We start from the raw sequence: 17,866 nt of genomic DNA, 5'->3' as shown, positions 1-17,866 counted from the left end.
GAGAATAGCGCCCTCAAACCTGAGGGCATTATTTTTATCGGCCGACCCGCGCCTGTAGCGCTGCCGGGTATCTTTCTCCCGTTATTTGCACGGCGTCAAGAGCCTGAGCGATGCTTGCCAAATCTTGACGTTCAAGCACAACGTTCGTGGTGCCCAGGTTCTCCGTAAGGCGATGCGGCTTGGTCGTACCGGGAATAGGGACAATCCACGGCTTTTGAGCTAACAGCCACGCCAGCGCGATTTGTGCGGGCGTAGCTCTTTTTTCAGCCGCGATGTCGTTTAGCAGAGCGACCAGCTTCTGGTTTTCCTCAAGCGCCTGAGGAGAAAATCGCGGTACCTGACTACGAAAATCGTCTTGACCAAAGGTAGCTTCAGCACTGATTGTCCCCGTCAAAAATCCCTTACCCAGCGGGCTGAAGGGTACAAAGCCGATGCCTAATTCCTCCAGTACGGGAAGGATTTCCCGCTCAGGCTCCCGCCACCACATGGAGTATTCGCTTTGCAGCGCGGTAATGGGCTGAACGGCATGGGCACGGCGAATGGTTTGAACACCGGCTTCGGAAAGGCCGAAGTGTTTCACCTTACCTTCCTCAATGAGTTTTTTTACCGTACCGGCGACGTCCTCTATCGGTACGGCCGGATCGACGCGGTGCTGATAGAGCAGGTCAATGACGTCGGTTTTTAACCGACGCAGAGAACCTTCAACCGCTTTACGAATGTGCTCTGGCCGACTGTTGAGAATTTGCTGCTTATTATCATCGCCAAAAGTAAAACCGAACTTGGTGGCGATAACTACGCGGTTTCGAAGGGGCTTTAACGCCTCGCCTACGATCTCTTCGTTAAGGTAAGGGCCATACACTTCCGCCGTATCAAAAAAGGTCACGCCTTGTTCAACGGCGGAGCGAATAAGTTCGATAGCCCGTTTTGTATCGATTGCAGGGCCATAACCGTGGCTTAACCCCATGCATCCAAACCCTAAAGATGAGACTTCCAGACTTTTACCAAGAATGCGCTTTTGCATAAGCTAATACCTCCAAACGAGTTTGAACAGAAACAGGGGAAGTCAGAGTGTAGCGCCGGCCTAGTAACAAGATTAGATAGGATAATCCACATAAAGATATGAATTTAATTCATGAGCAATAGAGACAGGTAAGGCGTGGTTAATTCGTTGCTTTTTAATATAAATGATTAACTAATGAGTTAATTTCATAGCTCCTTTCGTATTTCAATAAGTAATGCGCCTGCGATAACTGCGCTATCTTGTTTATGTGAATCGATATATCTCACTTTTATGAAGATAAGAGTAGAAAAAGGCCTATAAATACAGTTCGAGGAACCACAATGACTTTAATATCAACAATGGCCATCGGGGCCTCATCCTGCGCGGAAATCGATAAAGTAAAAATAGCGCGCAGCGGATCTCAGGCGTCGGTATTCGGGCCGGACGCATGGTTTAGCGGAAACGTCAGGATTGACGCGCCTTTTCAAGCGACGGAGCCTGCACGCGTTGGCGGCGCGACGGTAACGTTTGAACCCCAAGCGCGCACCGCATGGCACACTCATCCGCTTGGACAAACGCTTATCGTTACGCAGGGAAGAGGATGGATACAGGAATGGGGTAAAGCTGTCCGCGAAATAAACGCCGGAGACATCATTTGGATCCCTGAAGGCGTTAAGCACTGGCACGGCGCAACCGCCGAAACGGGCATGACGCATATAGCCATTGCGGAATCCCTTAACGGGAGCGCAGTGGAGTGGCTTGAGAAGGTCGATGACAAACAGTATAAGGGCGAATGCTAACGCATATCCCGCTGAAGGGCTCGTTGCACCAGGCTGCGGCGAGTCCGTTTTATGGCTCTGAACCGCCGTAGCGTATAGCCTCAATAAAAAGTGAAAAGGCGGTCGTATGCTGCCTTCTGCTGGGATAATACAGGTAGTAGCCAGGAAACGGCTCACACCATTCGTCAAGAACGCGTATCAGCTGACCGTCTTCCAGCTCCCGCGCTACAACGTCCTCAGGGATGTAAACTAAACCCAGACCCGCTTTTGCCGCCTCAACTCGGTGAGCCAGCGGATTTATCGTAAGCTGGCCTTCAACGCGTACTTTCAGGGCTTTTCCCTGCTGAGAAAATTCCCATGGGAGCAGGCCGCCGGAAGTAGGAAGGCGCATGTTAATGCAGCGATGCGTTTGCAAATCGGCCGGAACGCGCGGGGCAGAATAGCGCTTGAGATATTCGGGAGATGCCACAATCGCCATTCTCATCGGCGGGCTTACCGGTATGGCTACCATGTCCTTTGCAACGGCTTCGCCTAATCGGATCCCAGCGTCAAAGCGCTGTGTAACGATATCCATCAAGGCGTTATCTACAGTAACTTCTACGTTGATGTCCGGCCATTTGGCTAAAAAATCCTTTAAAATCGGCCATAGAACGCGGTCTACAGCGTGCTCTCCAGCGGTAATTCGAATATTACCGGCGGGAACGTCGCGCATATCCTTGAGCATGTTCAGCTCGGTTTCAATATCCTGAAAATGAGGGCCGATACGTTCAATAAGGCTTTCACCAGCTTCGGTAGGAGACACGCTGCGCGTTGTGCGCGTAAGCAGGCGAATGCCCATACGTTCTTCAAGGCCTCGCATGGAATGGCTTAACGCCGACTGAGACAGGCCCAGTTTCGCCGCCGCCCGCGTAAAACTCTTTTCCTGCGCGACGACGAGAAACGCAATGAGATCGTTGAAATTTTCTTTTAGCACAGCGTCACTCCTTTAAAACAAGCCGAGGAATATAAGTATATAGGGTTAACTATGAACTTAACTCATAAATGGAAATTATTTTTATTCGTAGCGGTTAAAGTGAATTAAAAGGTTGAATAAATAACGACCATTGAAAAAAACACCTCCAAATGGTTATAAAAAAACGGTGGTTTTATTAAAAATTTTTCGCATGTTTCACATTCAATTTTCTTTTTCATGAAGCAATTATCACAAAATAAAAATATGGACTAAATATAAGGCTGGTGAATTAAAAAAGTGTTATCAGCTAAATACCAAACCAATATACCGCGTTGATGTTGATTTTTAACTACAAATCAGAGTTAAATTCTTAAATTTAAACAACAACCAAACCATTAATCCATTTCATGTGGTTTGCACAATATATTCGATCGTGTTTAAATGCGTGGTGTAGGGATGAATGTCATCAGGAAGGATGCTTATGAACTCGCTTATATACACGCCCTTTATTTTCCTCGAAAAAATAACGTCTTCACTGCTGATAAGCGCGCCTGCTATCAGGTCTTTTCGGATCTTTATGCTCATTTCTTTGTATGGGCAACTGTCGTTTTTTTAGTTTAGACCACCAAGTAGAAACACGCTTTATAATTAAAATGGAGAATAATAATATAATGAAAAAACAATGGAAAAAAGTAATGCCGGTGGTGTTAGGTGGCTCATTCTTTTGTAGTCCATTCATAGAAGCGGCAGAATTAACGAACCAGAACTATACGAGCAGTATTAGCTCTATTACTAGTGGAAATCATACCGTTAGCAACGGCGATGTCACTTTAAACGCCTCAGGATATACCGGGAGCTCGGCCAACCAAAGGGCTATCATCAATACGATGAATGGCGCAGTAAACATTAATATCAATGAGGGCAAGACGTTAACGATAAGAGGCTTCAATAATAATACGTCGAACCAAAGCTCTACGCTGTATGCCTATAAAAACGGTACGCGAAGCGGGATCATGACCTTTACCGGCGGCAACATCGTAGTAAGTAATGAAGTGACCAACAGCTATTCAAACGTCTATGGCCTGTTTGCAGGAGTAGGCGGCAAGTTTGATTTTAAAAGCGATGGGGATAATAAGGTCAACCTTACCGTGTTGATGCCGCAGGCCGGTCTGGTTAACACCCACCGCTGGGGGATAGGCCTTTATAAAGGAGAGCTGGCGTTCGACGGCGGGGACTTCGTTATCCGCGTTGACGGCGATCCGGGCGCTAATTCTATCGATCGACGAGTCGGTATCGTCGTAGCGGCAGGGAGTAGCGTCGACGTTAACGCCGATCGGATTTATATCGATGCCAACGAGCTGGCGCTCCATTTCGCCGGAACGACCGGTTCCAGCAATCCCACGGCCTATAACGTCGTGAATACCGCAAAATTTGAGGCTGACTCTATCATTTTCAAAGGCAGCCAGGGCATTTTAGCCGGGCTTTCAAGCGACTACTTCGGAACTCGGAACGTTATCGAATTTACCGGCAAGACGTCAATTGAAGCCATCGTGCGGGGCGATGAGAATAACCTTTTTGGCGAAGTCGGCGGGGGGCGGGCACTAGACCTTATGGCGACAGATATCACGTTTAACAGTAATGACACCGTTGTCCTGATTGGTGAAAACTTAACGCCTTTGGGGACACGCCCCGGCTACCAGCATGAATATGCCGGATGGATAGACCCCTATTGGTTGAGAACCGTCTCACTGACGGACGAAACCGTTTTAGAGGCTAACGCAGACGTTGCTATAAGCAGCAACGGCGGTTACTACAATACCGGCCTATACGTGTGGGAAAGCCAGGCGCATCTGAACGGAAAAACCAATATCGTTATGAAAAATGGCGTAGACACAACCAGAGCAGTCTATGTCTATGACGGCGGCATTGGCACGAGTAAAGCGGTATTTAGCGATGATTTGGCTATTTCATTAGCGGATACCGAAGCCCGCTATATTGCTGGAATAGAGGCGGCGGCTGGCGGTAAAGTCGACGTAAGAAAGGGACTTATTCTGAATGACAATAGCGACGTCTATTGGTCGCTCTATTCCCGAGGGGCAAACAGTCAGATTGACGTTAACTCATTGGGCGCTGGCGTTGTACAGGTTGTTGGGGATGTTGGCGCCATTAACGGCGGTACCATCAACATGACGATGGACAATGCCAACTCCTATTTGACGGCGGCCAGCTATACCTCTACCTCAAGTTCAACCAGCAGGGGCACGGTCAATATGGATATCTCCGATCGCGCAGTTTGGAACATGACGGGGAATTCCCGGGTCACAAGCCTGACGCTGGATCGGGGCCACGTCAACTTTATGGCTCCGAACGACAGCGGGGCGTTTAAAACGCTGACCGTTCACGGAGATTACGTCGGCAGCGGGCTCTTAACCATGAACACGGCATTGGGAGGCGATGACTCCGCCACCGATAAGCTGATTGTAGAGGGAAGTACGACAGCCGGCACGACCGGGCTAATTGTCAACAACTACAACGGTACCGGAGCGAAAACGACGAACGGCATCGAAATTATTACCGTTGCCGGTGCGTCAGACGGCATATTTGAATTGAGAAATCGAGTCGTTGCCGGCGCGTATGAATACAGCGTGGCGAAAGCAGGCAAGAACTGGTATCTGGTCAATACGCTCACTCCTGAGCCAACGCCTGAACCAGAGCCAGGCCCCGATCCGGATCCCGCGCCTGAAGAAAATGAAGACAGCACCAAGGTTATCCGCCCTGAAACCGGCGCCTATATCGCTAACCTGGCCGCGGCAAATACCCTGTTTACGACGCGGCTACACGATCGTTTAGGCGAGACTCAGTATACCGACTACCTGACGGGTGAAGCTAAGGTCACCAGCATGTGGCTGCGTCAGGAAGGCGGCCACAATCGCAGCAGAACGCAGTCCGGTCAAATAAAAACCCAGGCCAATCGCTACGTCGTGCAAATCGGCGGTGACGTTGCCCAATGGAGCAGCAACGGGCTTGACCGTTTCCATCTGGGCGCTATGGCCGGTTATGGCCACGTTCAGGGCAACACCCATGCGAAATACACTGACTACCGCGCCAAAAACAAGGTGGACGGCTATGCGCTGGGCCTGTACGGTACCTGGTACGCCAATCGGGCAGACAAATCCGGGCTGTACGTCGACAGCTGGGTGCAGTACGCCTGGTTTGGCAATACCGTTCAGGGCGACGGCCTCGCTCAGGAAAGCTATGACTCTCAGGGTTGGCTGGCCTCGGTTGAAACGGGCTACAGCTTTAAAATGGGAGAAAATGAGCGCGCCAGCTACTGGCTGCAGCCTAAAGCACAGCTGATCTGGATGGGGGTTCATGCGGATAAACATGATGAAGTAAACGGTACGAAAGTGACCGGCATGGGTGACAATCTGTCTACCCGTCTAGGTTTGCGCGCCTATGTTCAGGGCCACAGTGAAGTCGATGATCGCACCGGCCGGGTATTCCAGCCGTTCGTGGAAGCCAACTGGATATACAACAGTAAAAACTTCGGCGTGGCGATGAACGATGCTTCCGACTACCAGGCCGGCACGCGTAATATCGGCGAACTGAAGGTCGGCGTTGAGGGGCACTTAAACAAGAACCTGAATATCTGGAGCAGCGTGGCTCAACAGATCGGCGGGGAAGGGTACAGCGATACCTTGGCGATTGTTGGGGTTAAGTACAGCTTCTGACGCTTTATTCTTAACGATTCAAACTATGGCAATGCCCTCTGTGCTGAGGGCATTATTTTTACTCTGCCCAGAATAATCTTGTTCAATCAGGAAAAAGCAGAAGTCGGAGACTAAAAACTCCAATAATGGACAAATGAGGTTATAACCTCAACTCACATACCACTTTTATAGGTAAAAAACAGAATTTACACCTATAAAAGTAGTGAGATAGGGGTATCGATTGTTACGTGAGTGAAATTCTTTAATGTGCTAATTTTAAAGGATATTTTCTCACTATCCGCTTGTATGTAATACAGCGTGTGGAATCAGATTAACTATCTAATTTTAATGAAGTTGTTATCTACTTCATTATCAATTTATTTTTTCGATCAAATTGATGTATTTGATAGTTTTTGCCTATCAAAAAATCTACCAACGATCATTCAAAACTATTTGATGTGTGTCATTCGCCTGATAAAATTCATTGCTAAAGCGTTTTTAATAATTCGAATGCAACTCTTATAAAATTACAGGGAAGTAATTATCATGCAAATAATTAAATATACCTATAATTGTCTGTTCTCGTTGATGAGAATTATTCATCAACAATCAGACAGGCTTCTTATTGCTTTTAGAAAGCACTCCTTCATCCGATTAACGTACGCATTCTTCAATTAAAACCAATTTTAGATAGTGTGAGAATATGAATAAAATATTTAAGCTTGTGTGGAACTCTCAGCTGCAAATGCTTGTTGTGGCTTCCGAGTTTGCGAAAGGATATATCTACTCGTCCTCAAAAAGGGTCTTTAATGACTCACCTAACGATTTGCGTACGTTGCGTCACTTTGAATGGGGGGCGATACCTGCCGCGCTGTCTCTTCTGGCTTGCCCTGTATCGGCTGCTGATATTCAGGTATTTGACTTTACGCCACAGAATTCCTTCGAAGAGGTTCTTTCCGGATCTAATCGTCTGGTAGGAAGCTTTGCTGGCATCCAAAGAGGTATGACGGGGTATACCTGGACGACGCTGGGTCAGGCCCGTGACAACGGCCTGATTACCGGCGACAGCGCCAAATGGATTGACTATGACATTTTGAGAATGGGCTCGCAAACAAAGTCAATTAATTATATCGACCCGATTACCGGCAATACGGTAACAATGAAAGTCTATGACAATAGTGATATTCAGACTGAGCCAGCTAAAGACTTTGGAATTACTATTTCAGTACCGGTGGGTACAAACAGTCAGTATGTTGACAGAAACTTTTATCAAATTGGCTCAGGTGCATCGTTAGACGTAAGCGTGGGGCAAACGACGGAGAATTGGGTCGGCGCTGCGGAAAATCAATTTAACGTTATTTTAAAAAGTTCGTCAAATAATATAAACACAGCATCCGTCTTTCATGCAACCGACGGCGGTGAGATAAACTACCTGTCAAAAACGGTCGTGCAGTTAGGCAATAACGACAATAACATTCGAGACGCCAGTAACCCCGTCGCGTGGATGACTGCCGCAGATTTTGTGGGTTCGTTTGACAGCGTTATCGGTGCGCAAAACGTCACTAATGTCGCTGAATTCAAAGCCTATAATGACGCACTTATCCAGGCCATCAAAGAGGGAAAGATACAGCTTACAGAGGCTGAGTATTCTAGTGAGTTAAACAAGGCAAGAGATCAAAGCCTGCATGGCATTGTCGTCAATACCAGCAATATCGCTTCTGATGACGCGGTAAGAGCAACCGTCAATCGAGACGTCGTTTCCTATATTCATGCCGAAGGCGCAGGCTCTAACGTGAATATTGACGCCGATGCCAATATTCAGCTGGTAGGCTCTGATGCCATGGTCGTGAATCTTGAAAATGGAGCGACTCTTGTCAACGACGGTACGCTTGGGAGCGCGGGAAATACTTATCGCGGCGCCTACGTTGTCTCTGCGCGCAATACGTCATTTGTTGAGAATAACGGCGTTATTGACGCCGGTACCAACCCCGAAATGGCCGATTTCTTTCAGGCAGGCGCCATGGGCGTCGCAAACGGCTCTCACACTGCAGTATTGGCGAACGGGGCATCCATCATCAACAATAACGCTTCAGGCGTTATCAACCTTGCGGCAAGGGGCAACTACCAGGGCAATACCGGCGTATTGCTTAGCTCATCAGCCACGTTAAATAACTTCGGTGCGATTAACATTGCGGCCAGCACTGAGGCAGACAGTATTCTTGGCAACGCTGCCAATATTGGCGTCATCACCCAGCAGAATACGACGTTTAATAACGAAGGCACGCTGTATATCGGCCGCCTGGCGCAGCGTGCGCCGACGGACGTTACTGAAGATATTGCCATCAAGCAGTCTTCCATCGGCGTTCATCTGTATGGTAACGGGACTTATAACGGTACAAACAATTCCGAGATTATTATTGGCAGTAAAGTCCAAAACGCGACGGCGATTGACGTTGGCGGTTCAGCTACGCTCGCTCAACAGGGGACCATTCAACTCAACGGCGCAGTATCGGGAAGCTCGGTTTCAAGCAATACAGGGATTCTGGTGCGTGAAGGCACCAGCGCCAGTAAGGTCGTCAATAGCGGCACGATCGATATCAATGGCTTAAATAGCACCGGAATTAAAGTGTTGGCTAACGGGCAAATTACCAGCTCGGGTACGATTAACGTCAACGGCGGCCTCGATCCGGTCAGCCACTATGCCAACTACGGTATTTATGCCCAAGGTGAAAATGCGCAGGCGACGCTATCCGGAACGGTAAACCTCACCGGTGACGGTGCTATCGGCGTTCATGCCAGAGATAAAGGTGAAATAAACGTAACCCAAGACGGTACGGTCGCATTTAACGGCGGCACTAATCAAACCGGTTATTATGTTTATGGCGCAGGCTCAAGCATTAAAAACAGCGCTAGTAGCGTACAGGACGTCTCTACCACGGATTCAACCCTTTACCGAGTTGACGGCGGTGCCGCCTTTGATGGCTCTGGCAGCAGCTCAGCCCAGCTTTATGCCTCTGGCGATGGCGCGACAATCGTTCGCACGACCGGCGAGGGCAGTACCTTTAGCTCAGGCAGGCTGGAGCTAAACGTAACGGGTGACGGAGCGACAGGGATTCGAATCGAAGGCGGCGCGACCGGAGAAATTACCTCAGATACCGTGATAACCGTAGCAGGTAAAGGCACTACCGCAGGCATTGTAGACGGTAACTATTACGATTTGGACGGCAGTGAAAACGCGGCCAAGAAAGGCGATTCAGTGCTGGTGAGCTACGCCGAACTGGCGTCTTCCAATACAGCGGACGACGCCTTTGGCTATATCGCCCGTAACGGCGGTACGCTGGTTCATAAAGGTTCTATCGATTTTACGGCGGCAAACAGCACCGGGATTTTGGTGAGCGGCGGGATTTTAGATAACCAGTCAACCGTCAGCGTCAACGGCGTGGCGGTAAATATTCAGGGCGCCAATTCCGAAGTTAAAAACAGCGGAACCGTCACCGCGACGAACGGAACCGCCGCCTATCTGGTCGGCAGGGGCGCCAGCCTTAACCTTAATGGTGACGGTGTCACCAATGCGGCAGGCAGCGCGCACGGCATCCTGCTGGATGACGGCGCCAGCGGGCTATCGGTCGACGGCGCCACTATCACAATGAGCGATAACGGCAGCGGCAGCGCGATTGAAAACAAAGCCAATATCAGCGGCATTCAGCTCAAAGATACCACTATCAACGTCGGCAACGGCATTGGCGTTCATACTGGCGCATCTATGGCGCAGACGAACTCCGGGACGATCAACGTCACGGGCAGCGGCACCGGTATTCTGTTTGAAAACGTCGACGGGTCTCAGACTGATCAGGTGCTGGATATGTCCGACTCGCGCGAACTGGTGATTAACGTTAATCAGGCCGGCGGTAGAGGTATTGTTACCAACGCCTCAACGGATTTACACACCGGCGCTAGCGTCAACGTATTAGACAGCAATGGCGGCGCAGCGCTGATCGTACAAGGTTCTACGCAGCGGGTGGTTCAATCGGGCACGTTAAGATCTCAGTCAACGACGTCACCCGTGATTGATATCAATAACGGACACGTAAGCAGCTTTGTTAACAACGGCGCCATTCAGGCCTTAGACAGCAGTCGTGTCGCTATTTCTACCAACAGCGGCAGCGGCATTGCGTTCACCAACGCCGCCGGGGCTTCGATTCAAGGACAGGTTAACCTGCTCAGCGGCGATAACCAAATTACGCTTGAGTCCGGCAGTACGGGCAATGACTTCACTACCGGCAATGGCAACGATCTGTTCCTGTTAAGCGGCATTAGCGAAAGCGAAACGGCGCTGTTTACGTCGCTCAACGGCGGCAGCGGCGACGACACGCTGCGGCTGGATAATTCGGCCTACGTAGTCAGCCGCGCTGGCGCTATCAACGGTATGGAGCACATCGACTTAATCAACGGGTCTACGTTGACCCTTGACGACATCACGCTGGCGCTGGGCGATGGCCAAAACGATGCTACTGGTACCGGCTACAGCATTGACGCCTCCAGTACGCTGGCGCTTAAAGCCGACGGTGACTTGGCCTTCAACAGCCATCTGTCGGGCCGCGGAACGGTAACCGTTGACGCCAATAACGGCAACGTTGATTTCACTAGTAACAACGCCAACGATGGCTTCAGCGGCACGGTCGCATTGAGCAACAGCCGCTTCGAACTGGCGGGGCTGAACGCGCAGGCGTTAAGTAACGCAACGCTAAGCATTGGCAGTGGTAACGTCACCCACGTCGGCAACGGCGTACAGCATATCGGCGGCCTGACGTTTGACGGCGGCACCGCCAGCTTTGACGACGTCACGCCGGGCAACGCCGCAGCAGATGGAACAATCCAAAGCGCAAGCATGGATCTGCTCGGTCGCGGTACGGTTCAGGTCAACATTAACGCAGTCAATAACGACCGCCCGGTTGCAAATACCCAGAGTCCTATTTTAGAGCAGGATGACGGACAAGCCCTGATTATGCTGGCAACCTCGGACACGGCGGTACAGGGCAGCGCGGGGAATCTGACGCTGGTGAATAGCAGTGGAAACGTTATCAGCGACGCCGTCGAGGCGGACATCAGCCAGAACGGCAACGTTGTCGCCCGCGGAACCTATGACTATCGCCTGACGAGTGGAAGCCATAACGATGGCCTCTACGTCAACTACGGCTTAACGCAGGTTGAACTGCTGGGACAAGGAACCGAGGCGTTGATTTTAGACGCTAACGGAAAGACCGGTAACGCCGCCGATCTGAGCGCTAAAGTGACCGGTAGCGGCGATCTGGCGCTGGACAGTCAGTCTGGCCAGACGGTTTCGCTCTCCAACATGGATAACGACTACACCGGCGTTACCGACGTACGCAGCGGCAATCTGTTGATGCTTAACGACAACGTGCTAGGCAGCAGCGCCGAGCTTAAGCTGGCGGCAGATACCGCTTTTGACATGAATGGCCACAGCCAGACGATAGGCCAGCTCAGCGGCGCCGCTGATTCAACGCTGAATATCAACGGCGGCAGCCTGACGCTCGCTCACGGCGGTCATTCAGCCGGTACGCTAACGGGGAGCGGCGCGCTGAACGTTTCCGATAATACCCTGACGGTTAGCGGCGCTAACGCTGCGCTTAGCGCGGTGACAACCATTGCTTCAACTGCTCAGGTTGTACTGGACAACACGCTGGGCTTGGGAACGGGCGACGTTGTCGCCGCAGGCAAGCTGGCGCTTAATGCGGCAGAAGGCGTATTGCACAACAATATCAGCAACAGCGGCCAGGTGGAGCTTACTGCAAGTCAAGTCACCCTGGCAGGCAATAACGCAGATTTCGACGGGCGTTTTGATATCGACGGTAGCTCTCAGTTGACGGCTTCACAGGCCAATCAATTAGGCAGTGCGGACATTCATAATCAGGGTGAACTGGTGCTTAACGCCGCCGACGATTGGACGTTGAGCAACGCGGTTGACGGTAGCGGCAGCTTGACCAAGCAGGGATTAGGTAGCCTTACGCTGACGTCGAGCGCGGTTTATACCGGCGACACGAATATCCAGCAGGGCTCGCTGGTTTTAGGCAGCGAAACCGCACCGATAACGCTTGCCAGCCAGCAGGTCAACGTCGCCAGCGCAGGAACGCTTTCAGGCTTTGGCGGCACGGCGGGCCATGTTGACAACGCGGGAACATTCCAGCTTGGCAATGGCGCAAGCAGCCCAATTCAAACCTTCACCGTTGGCGGTAATCTGACCAACAGCGGCCAGGTCAATTTGGGAAGCGAAGGGCAGTCGGCGGGTAATCGGCTTGTCGTCAATGGTAACTACCACGGCGACGGCGGCCTGCTGCGGATCAATACGGTACTGGGCAACGACGCGTCAGAAACGGATAAGCTGGTCGTCACCGGCAATACCTCCGGCAGCACCGATGTTGTTGTTAACAACGTTCTGGGCGCAGGCGCGCAGACGGTCAACGGCATTGAGGTTATCCACGTCGACGGTCAGTCTGACGGTCAGTTTACGCTGAAAAACCGAGCCGTGGCCGGGGCATATGAATACTTCCTGCACAAAGACGGCGTCAGCGCGGCGGATGGCAACTGGTACCTGCGTTCAACGACGCAGCAGGGGCCAAACCCAACGCCGGAAGGCGATCAGGACGATAAGGTCTATCGTCCTGAATCCGGCAGCTACCTGGGCAATATAGCGACGGCGAATGCGATGTTTAACCTGCGTCTGGAAGATCGCGAAGGCCGTGCAGAAAACTCCAGCATGTGGCTACGCCAAGTTGGAGGACATACTCGCTTTAGGGACAGCTCCGACCAACTGCGTAACCAGACCAATCGCTACGTCGTTCAGGGCGGAGGAGAGGTCGCTAACGTCCAGTTTGATAAGGACAGCCGTTTAGGCCTGGGCGTCATGCTGGGTTACGGTAAAGCGGATACCAACACGCATTCCTCGCTTAGCGACTATTCGTCCAGAGGAAGCGTAGAGGGCTATAACGCAGGCCTGTACGGCACCTGGTATCAGGATGCCAACTCGCTTAACGGCATGTACGTGGATAGTTGGATAAACTACAGCTGGCTGAACGCCACGGTTAACGGTGAGCAGTTGTCGTCGGAGTCCTATAACATCCGCGGTTACAGCGCCTCGATGGAAACGGGTTATCGCATGCCGGTTTATCAAGGGGAAAACGGCAGCGTGTTCGTCACGCCACAGGGGCAAATCATCTGGAACGGCCTGAAGGCGGATGACCACCGAGAAAGCAACGGCACCTGGGTTAAATCAGGCGGACGCGACAACATCCAGACGCGTATGGGCCTGAAGGTCTCTCGCGATGGCGTTAGCGATGCGGATAAGGGTAAAGATAAGCTCTTTACCGTCTACGCCGAAGCCAACTGGTTGTATAACGGCAAACCGGCCAGCGTCACGATGAACGGGGATCAAATCAAGCAGGCTGGAACCCGCAACATTGGCGAACTGAAGCTGGGTACCGAAGGGCAGCTTAACAAGTCGCTCAACCTGTGGACTAACGTGTCTCAGCAGTTGGGAGATAAAGGATACAGCGATACGTCCGTTAATTTGGGCATTAAATATCGCTTCTGAGTAAACGGCAATAAAACTGGCAATCATAAGGGGAGAAATTCTCCCCTTATGGTGGTTAGTTGGAAAACTCATCTTTTTCAGTTTATACAACACACTTCCCTGGGAAGGAAATGAAAGCCTCGACCTCCTTCTGCATGATAATGAGACAACAAAGTCACTCTCTACTTAGTCTGTAAATCATAATCTCTATTGGGCCTGTAACCATTGTTTCCCGGTAATTAAACAACCAGTGAAATTATAATATTGCTTTTATTTTCACTTAAAGAAAAATTAATTATCTATAATTTCATTTTTAATTAACAACTTATTTGACTTGTTATTTAAATCTAACGATCACCATGAAAAGGTGATAAAACCAATCACATCAATAGCCAAAAAACACACAATTAACAACACGATTTTGTGATGATTAAAAATTTGATAAACCAGCGAAATCAATGCATAATAACAACGCTTTTACTGATTGGATTCATAATACACTGGAAATGGATATCATCATGTTTCATTACAAAAAATGCTTTATTTTTATTGGGTTGGCTACCAGTTCATTGATTGGCCATTCGGTTTATGCCGCCCCTCCTTATTATAATAGCACCGGTGAAATCAGCAGCGGCCTATGGGATTGGGAAAATCAGGGCAACGTTATTGGCGGTGGGGACGGGAACAGCGGCGAATTAGTTCTGCAGGGCTCAGCCAGCTACAATAATCCTTTTTTTGTTGGATACAACGGCGGCAATGGTTCTCTGACAATTAAAGACAATGCTGCATTCATTGGCGAGATTACCAGCTTTAGCGTAGGGACAGCCAACAGCCAGACAACGCAATCTAATGAAACAAAAGGCGTTTTAAATCTTATCGGCGCCGGCATTGGTCACATTAACGCCAGCGTATTGAAAGTTGGCGATACCTCGGTATACGACAGATATACCCAACGAGATAAAAGCGTTACGGGGATATTAAATATTCTTGATGGCGCCAGCGTAAGCGTTGGTCCGGTTTCCGGTTCGCCGGGAACCTCTATGGGCGGTATTCTTTGGGCCGGAAGCGGAAATACCGCCAACACGGGCATAATTAACGTCAGTGGAAAAAATAGCCAGCTCTATATACGTAATGAAATTATAGAATCCAGTCCTTATGTTGAAGACTATATTGCCGATGGGAATGCCTATTTGGGTTACCTCGGCGATGCCACGGTTAACATATCTGACGGCGGTTCATTGATTACCGGTCGCATGATAGCGTCATTTGCAAGGCATAATGACGCTACTGACAATTTAGCTAAAACGCCTACCGTCAATATCAACGTTACGGGTTCAGAGAGCAAATTAGGTATTCAAAGCCTGTTGGCGCTGGCCTCAAGCGATGCTGGCAACGTTTACAGTATTGATTTCAACGCTCAAGTTAAAGGGGTGGGAACCGCCGTCCTAACCGTCGCAGACGGTGCGGAGGTTTATTTTGAAGGCAAGGGCTATATGGACTCGGACGGTTTCGGTAATACGACGTCGGGCCTGTTTCTGGCCGGTGAGGCCGGTACTTCCGCCACCGTAAACCTTAACGCGGGCGGTACGATTTCCATCTCTGACAGCATCCTGTCCCCGACTGAAGACGGGATTGTTGCCGGCGACGGCACATATGACTTTAATCTTAATGGCGGGACGCTTCGCGTTAATTCATGTGAGTACTGCGACGATAAGCTGACTACCGCAGTTAATATGAACGTTCTCTCCGAATCGTTCCTGGAAGCTGATGCCGACAAGCAGATGATGCTTAACGGCAATTTGGTGGGCGAGGGCGGGCTGGTCAAAACCGGCGAAGGAAGCGTTATTTTCTCCGGTGAAAATAATTATACCGGCGGAACGCGCGTAGAGGCGGGAGAACTTCGAGCAAACTCCACCAACGCATTTGTTGATAATACGACTTATACGGTCAATGGCGGCCTGCTAAACCTTAACCACCACGACCTTATTATGTCATCACTCTCCGGCGCGGGCGGCGTAGTTGACGTTACGTCTGCGGATCTGACGATAAATCAGAATAATGACAGCTATTTTGCAGGGCAATTTGCTGGCGCAGGAACTATCGCTAAGTCAGGAACGGCTCAATTAGCCCTTAGCGGCGACAGCCATGACTACAGCGGAATAACCACCGTTTATAGCGGCAACCTTGATTCAACCAACGCTTTAGGCGGGCAGATAATCGTTAAACCGGATGCGCTGCTTTCCGCCAAGGGCTATTTGGGGGAGACAACGGTAACCTCTGGCGGCAGCCTTTTGGTCGGAAGCCTGTATCACGCTAATCAGCCGAGCTTATCGACTCTGACCATTGATGGCCGCTTCAGCAATCAGGGCAATACCTATATAGGTAGAGTCAACAACGGCGACGGGACGCTGGTAGGAAACCGGCTTGTGGTTAACGGCGACTACCAGGGCGGCGGTTCACTTCATTTTAATACCATTGCCGGCGATGATAACTCCGTCACTGACCACATGACGATAATGGGTAATACCTCAGGAGAAACCAGCGTGTACGTCACTAACGTCGGCGGTATGGGGGATTACACAGAGAAAGGCATTGAGTTGATTAACGTCCGCGGCCAATCGGACGGTGCTTTCCGCCAAGCGGGGCGCATTACCGCCGGAGCGTATGAGTATTTTCTCAATAAAGGAAATGAGGAAAAAGGTACTGACAGTAAGAATTGGTACCTGACTAACTATCGACCAAATCCAATTCCAACGCCTTCTGAACCCGATCCTGAACCAACGATCAGGCCTGAGGCCGGAGGCTATATTCACAATATCGCCTCGTCTAACATGCTTTTTGTTCATCGCTTACACGATCGACTGGGTGAAACCTACTATACCGATGCGCTTACTGGCGAAGAAAAGGTCACCAGCATGTGGATGCGTAACGTTGGCGGACATACCCGTTCAAGAGACAGCAGCGGGCAGCTCAAAAGCCAGACCAATCGCTACATTCTGCACTTAGGCGGCGACGTTGCCCAGTGGAGCAACGACGGTCAGGATCGTTGGCATATCGGCGTTATGGGTGGCTATGCCAACAGCCGCAGCAATACGCGCTCATCGATAACGTATTACAGAGCCGATAGTTCCGTAGACGGTTACAGCCTTGGCGGCTATGGCACCTGGCAACAGAATGAAGGCGAAAACACGGGGGCCTATGTGGATACCTGGGCCTTGTATAGCTGGTTCGATAACCAGGTTCAAGGGCAGGGCCTGGCGACGGAATCCTATAAGTCTAAAGGTATTACGGCCTCTATTGAAACGGGTTATACCTTTAAAACCGGCGAATATAAAGACAGTAAAGATGAAACCAACGAGTGGTTTGTACAACCTCAGGCACAGCTAGTCTGGATGGGCATCAAGGCCGATTCTTTCACCGAGGCTAACGGCACTCGCATTCACAGCAAAGGCGCGGGGAATATTCAAACTCGTTTAGGCGTTCGTACTTTTGTTAAAGGGCATCATCAGTCTGATGAAGGCAAAGGACGCGAATTCGAGCCGTTTGTCGAAGCCAACTGGATACACAATACTAAAAAATTCAGTACGGAAATGGGAAATAAGCGAGTTACGCAGGCTGGCACAGATAACATCGCCGAACTTAAGCTGGGCGTTGAAGGCCAGATAAATCCTCATTTCAATCTGTGGGGGAACGTTGGCGTGCAGGTTGGCGATAGCGGATACAGCGATGCGGCATTCATGCTGGGCATCAAATATAACTTTGGGCAATCTTCGAGGAAATGACGTAGTCAATTGTTCATAACGTAATGAAAATTGCCGGGTTTTTTTTTGCTTCGGC

At 50.3% G+C, this 17,866-nt stretch carries 6 protein-coding genes; 4 read left to right on the top strand and 2 right to left on the bottom strand.

The features are described from left to right. Positions 1 to 34: 34 nt before the first annotated feature. Positions 35 to 1,021, bottom strand: a complete 987-nt coding sequence (locus V8L73_RS09555) for an aldo/keto reductase (RefSeq protein WP_347254718.1) — start codon at positions 1,019 to 1,021, stop codon at positions 35 to 37. 320 nt (positions 1,022 to 1,341) lie between these two features. On the opposite strand from V8L73_RS09555, the gene V8L73_RS09550 reads away from it, so the two are divergent. After that, positions 1,342 to 1,800: a (R)-mandelonitrile lyase gene (locus V8L73_RS09550; RefSeq protein WP_347254717.1), complete on the top strand. Its 459-nt coding sequence runs from the start codon at positions 1,342 to 1,344 to the stop codon at positions 1,798 to 1,800. Between the two features lie 49 nt (positions 1,801 to 1,849). On the opposite strand, the gene V8L73_RS09545 is transcribed toward V8L73_RS09550, so the two are convergent. Next, on the bottom strand, positions 1,850 to 2,752 hold the full coding sequence (locus V8L73_RS09545) for a LysR family transcriptional regulator (RefSeq protein WP_347254716.1): 903 nt from the start codon (positions 2,750 to 2,752) through the stop codon (positions 1,850 to 1,852). Positions 2,753 to 3,618: 866 nt separating this feature from the next. Here V8L73_RS09545 and V8L73_RS09540 point away from each other — a divergent pair. The 3 genes from V8L73_RS09540 to V8L73_RS09530 all read left to right on the top strand — a co-directional run bounded on the left by V8L73_RS09540 (position 3,619) and on the right by V8L73_RS09530 (position 17,811). Then, positions 3,619 to 6,462: an autotransporter outer membrane beta-barrel domain-containing protein gene (locus tag V8L73_RS09540; protein WP_347254715.1), complete on the top strand. Its 2,844-nt coding sequence runs from the start codon at positions 3,619 to 3,621 to the stop codon at positions 6,460 to 6,462. A 682-nt stretch (positions 6,463 to 7,144) separates the two neighbouring features. Continuing rightward, positions 7,145 to 14,050 (top strand): autotransporter outer membrane beta-barrel domain-containing protein, encoded by a 6,906-nt coding sequence (locus V8L73_RS09535; RefSeq protein WP_347254714.1) that lies wholly within the window; start codon positions 7,145 to 7,147, stop codon positions 14,048 to 14,050. A 497-nt stretch (positions 14,051 to 14,547) separates the two neighbouring features. Further along, the gene (locus V8L73_RS09530) at positions 14,548 to 17,811 is read left to right on the top strand and encodes an autotransporter outer membrane beta-barrel domain-containing protein (RefSeq protein WP_347254713.1); all 3,264 of its coding nucleotides are present in this window, start codon (positions 14,548 to 14,550) and stop codon (positions 17,809 to 17,811) included. The last annotated feature ends 55 nt before the right edge of the window (positions 17,812 to 17,866 follow it).

Origin of the sequence: Leminorella grimontii, from assembly GCF_039789245.1 — a bacterium.
Classification (GTDB): Bacteria; Pseudomonadota; Gammaproteobacteria; order Enterobacterales; family Enterobacteriaceae; genus Leminorella; species Leminorella grimontii.
The sequence above is the reverse complement of the archived record's forward strand: the minus strand, read 5'-3'. Positions and strand labels throughout refer to the sequence as shown.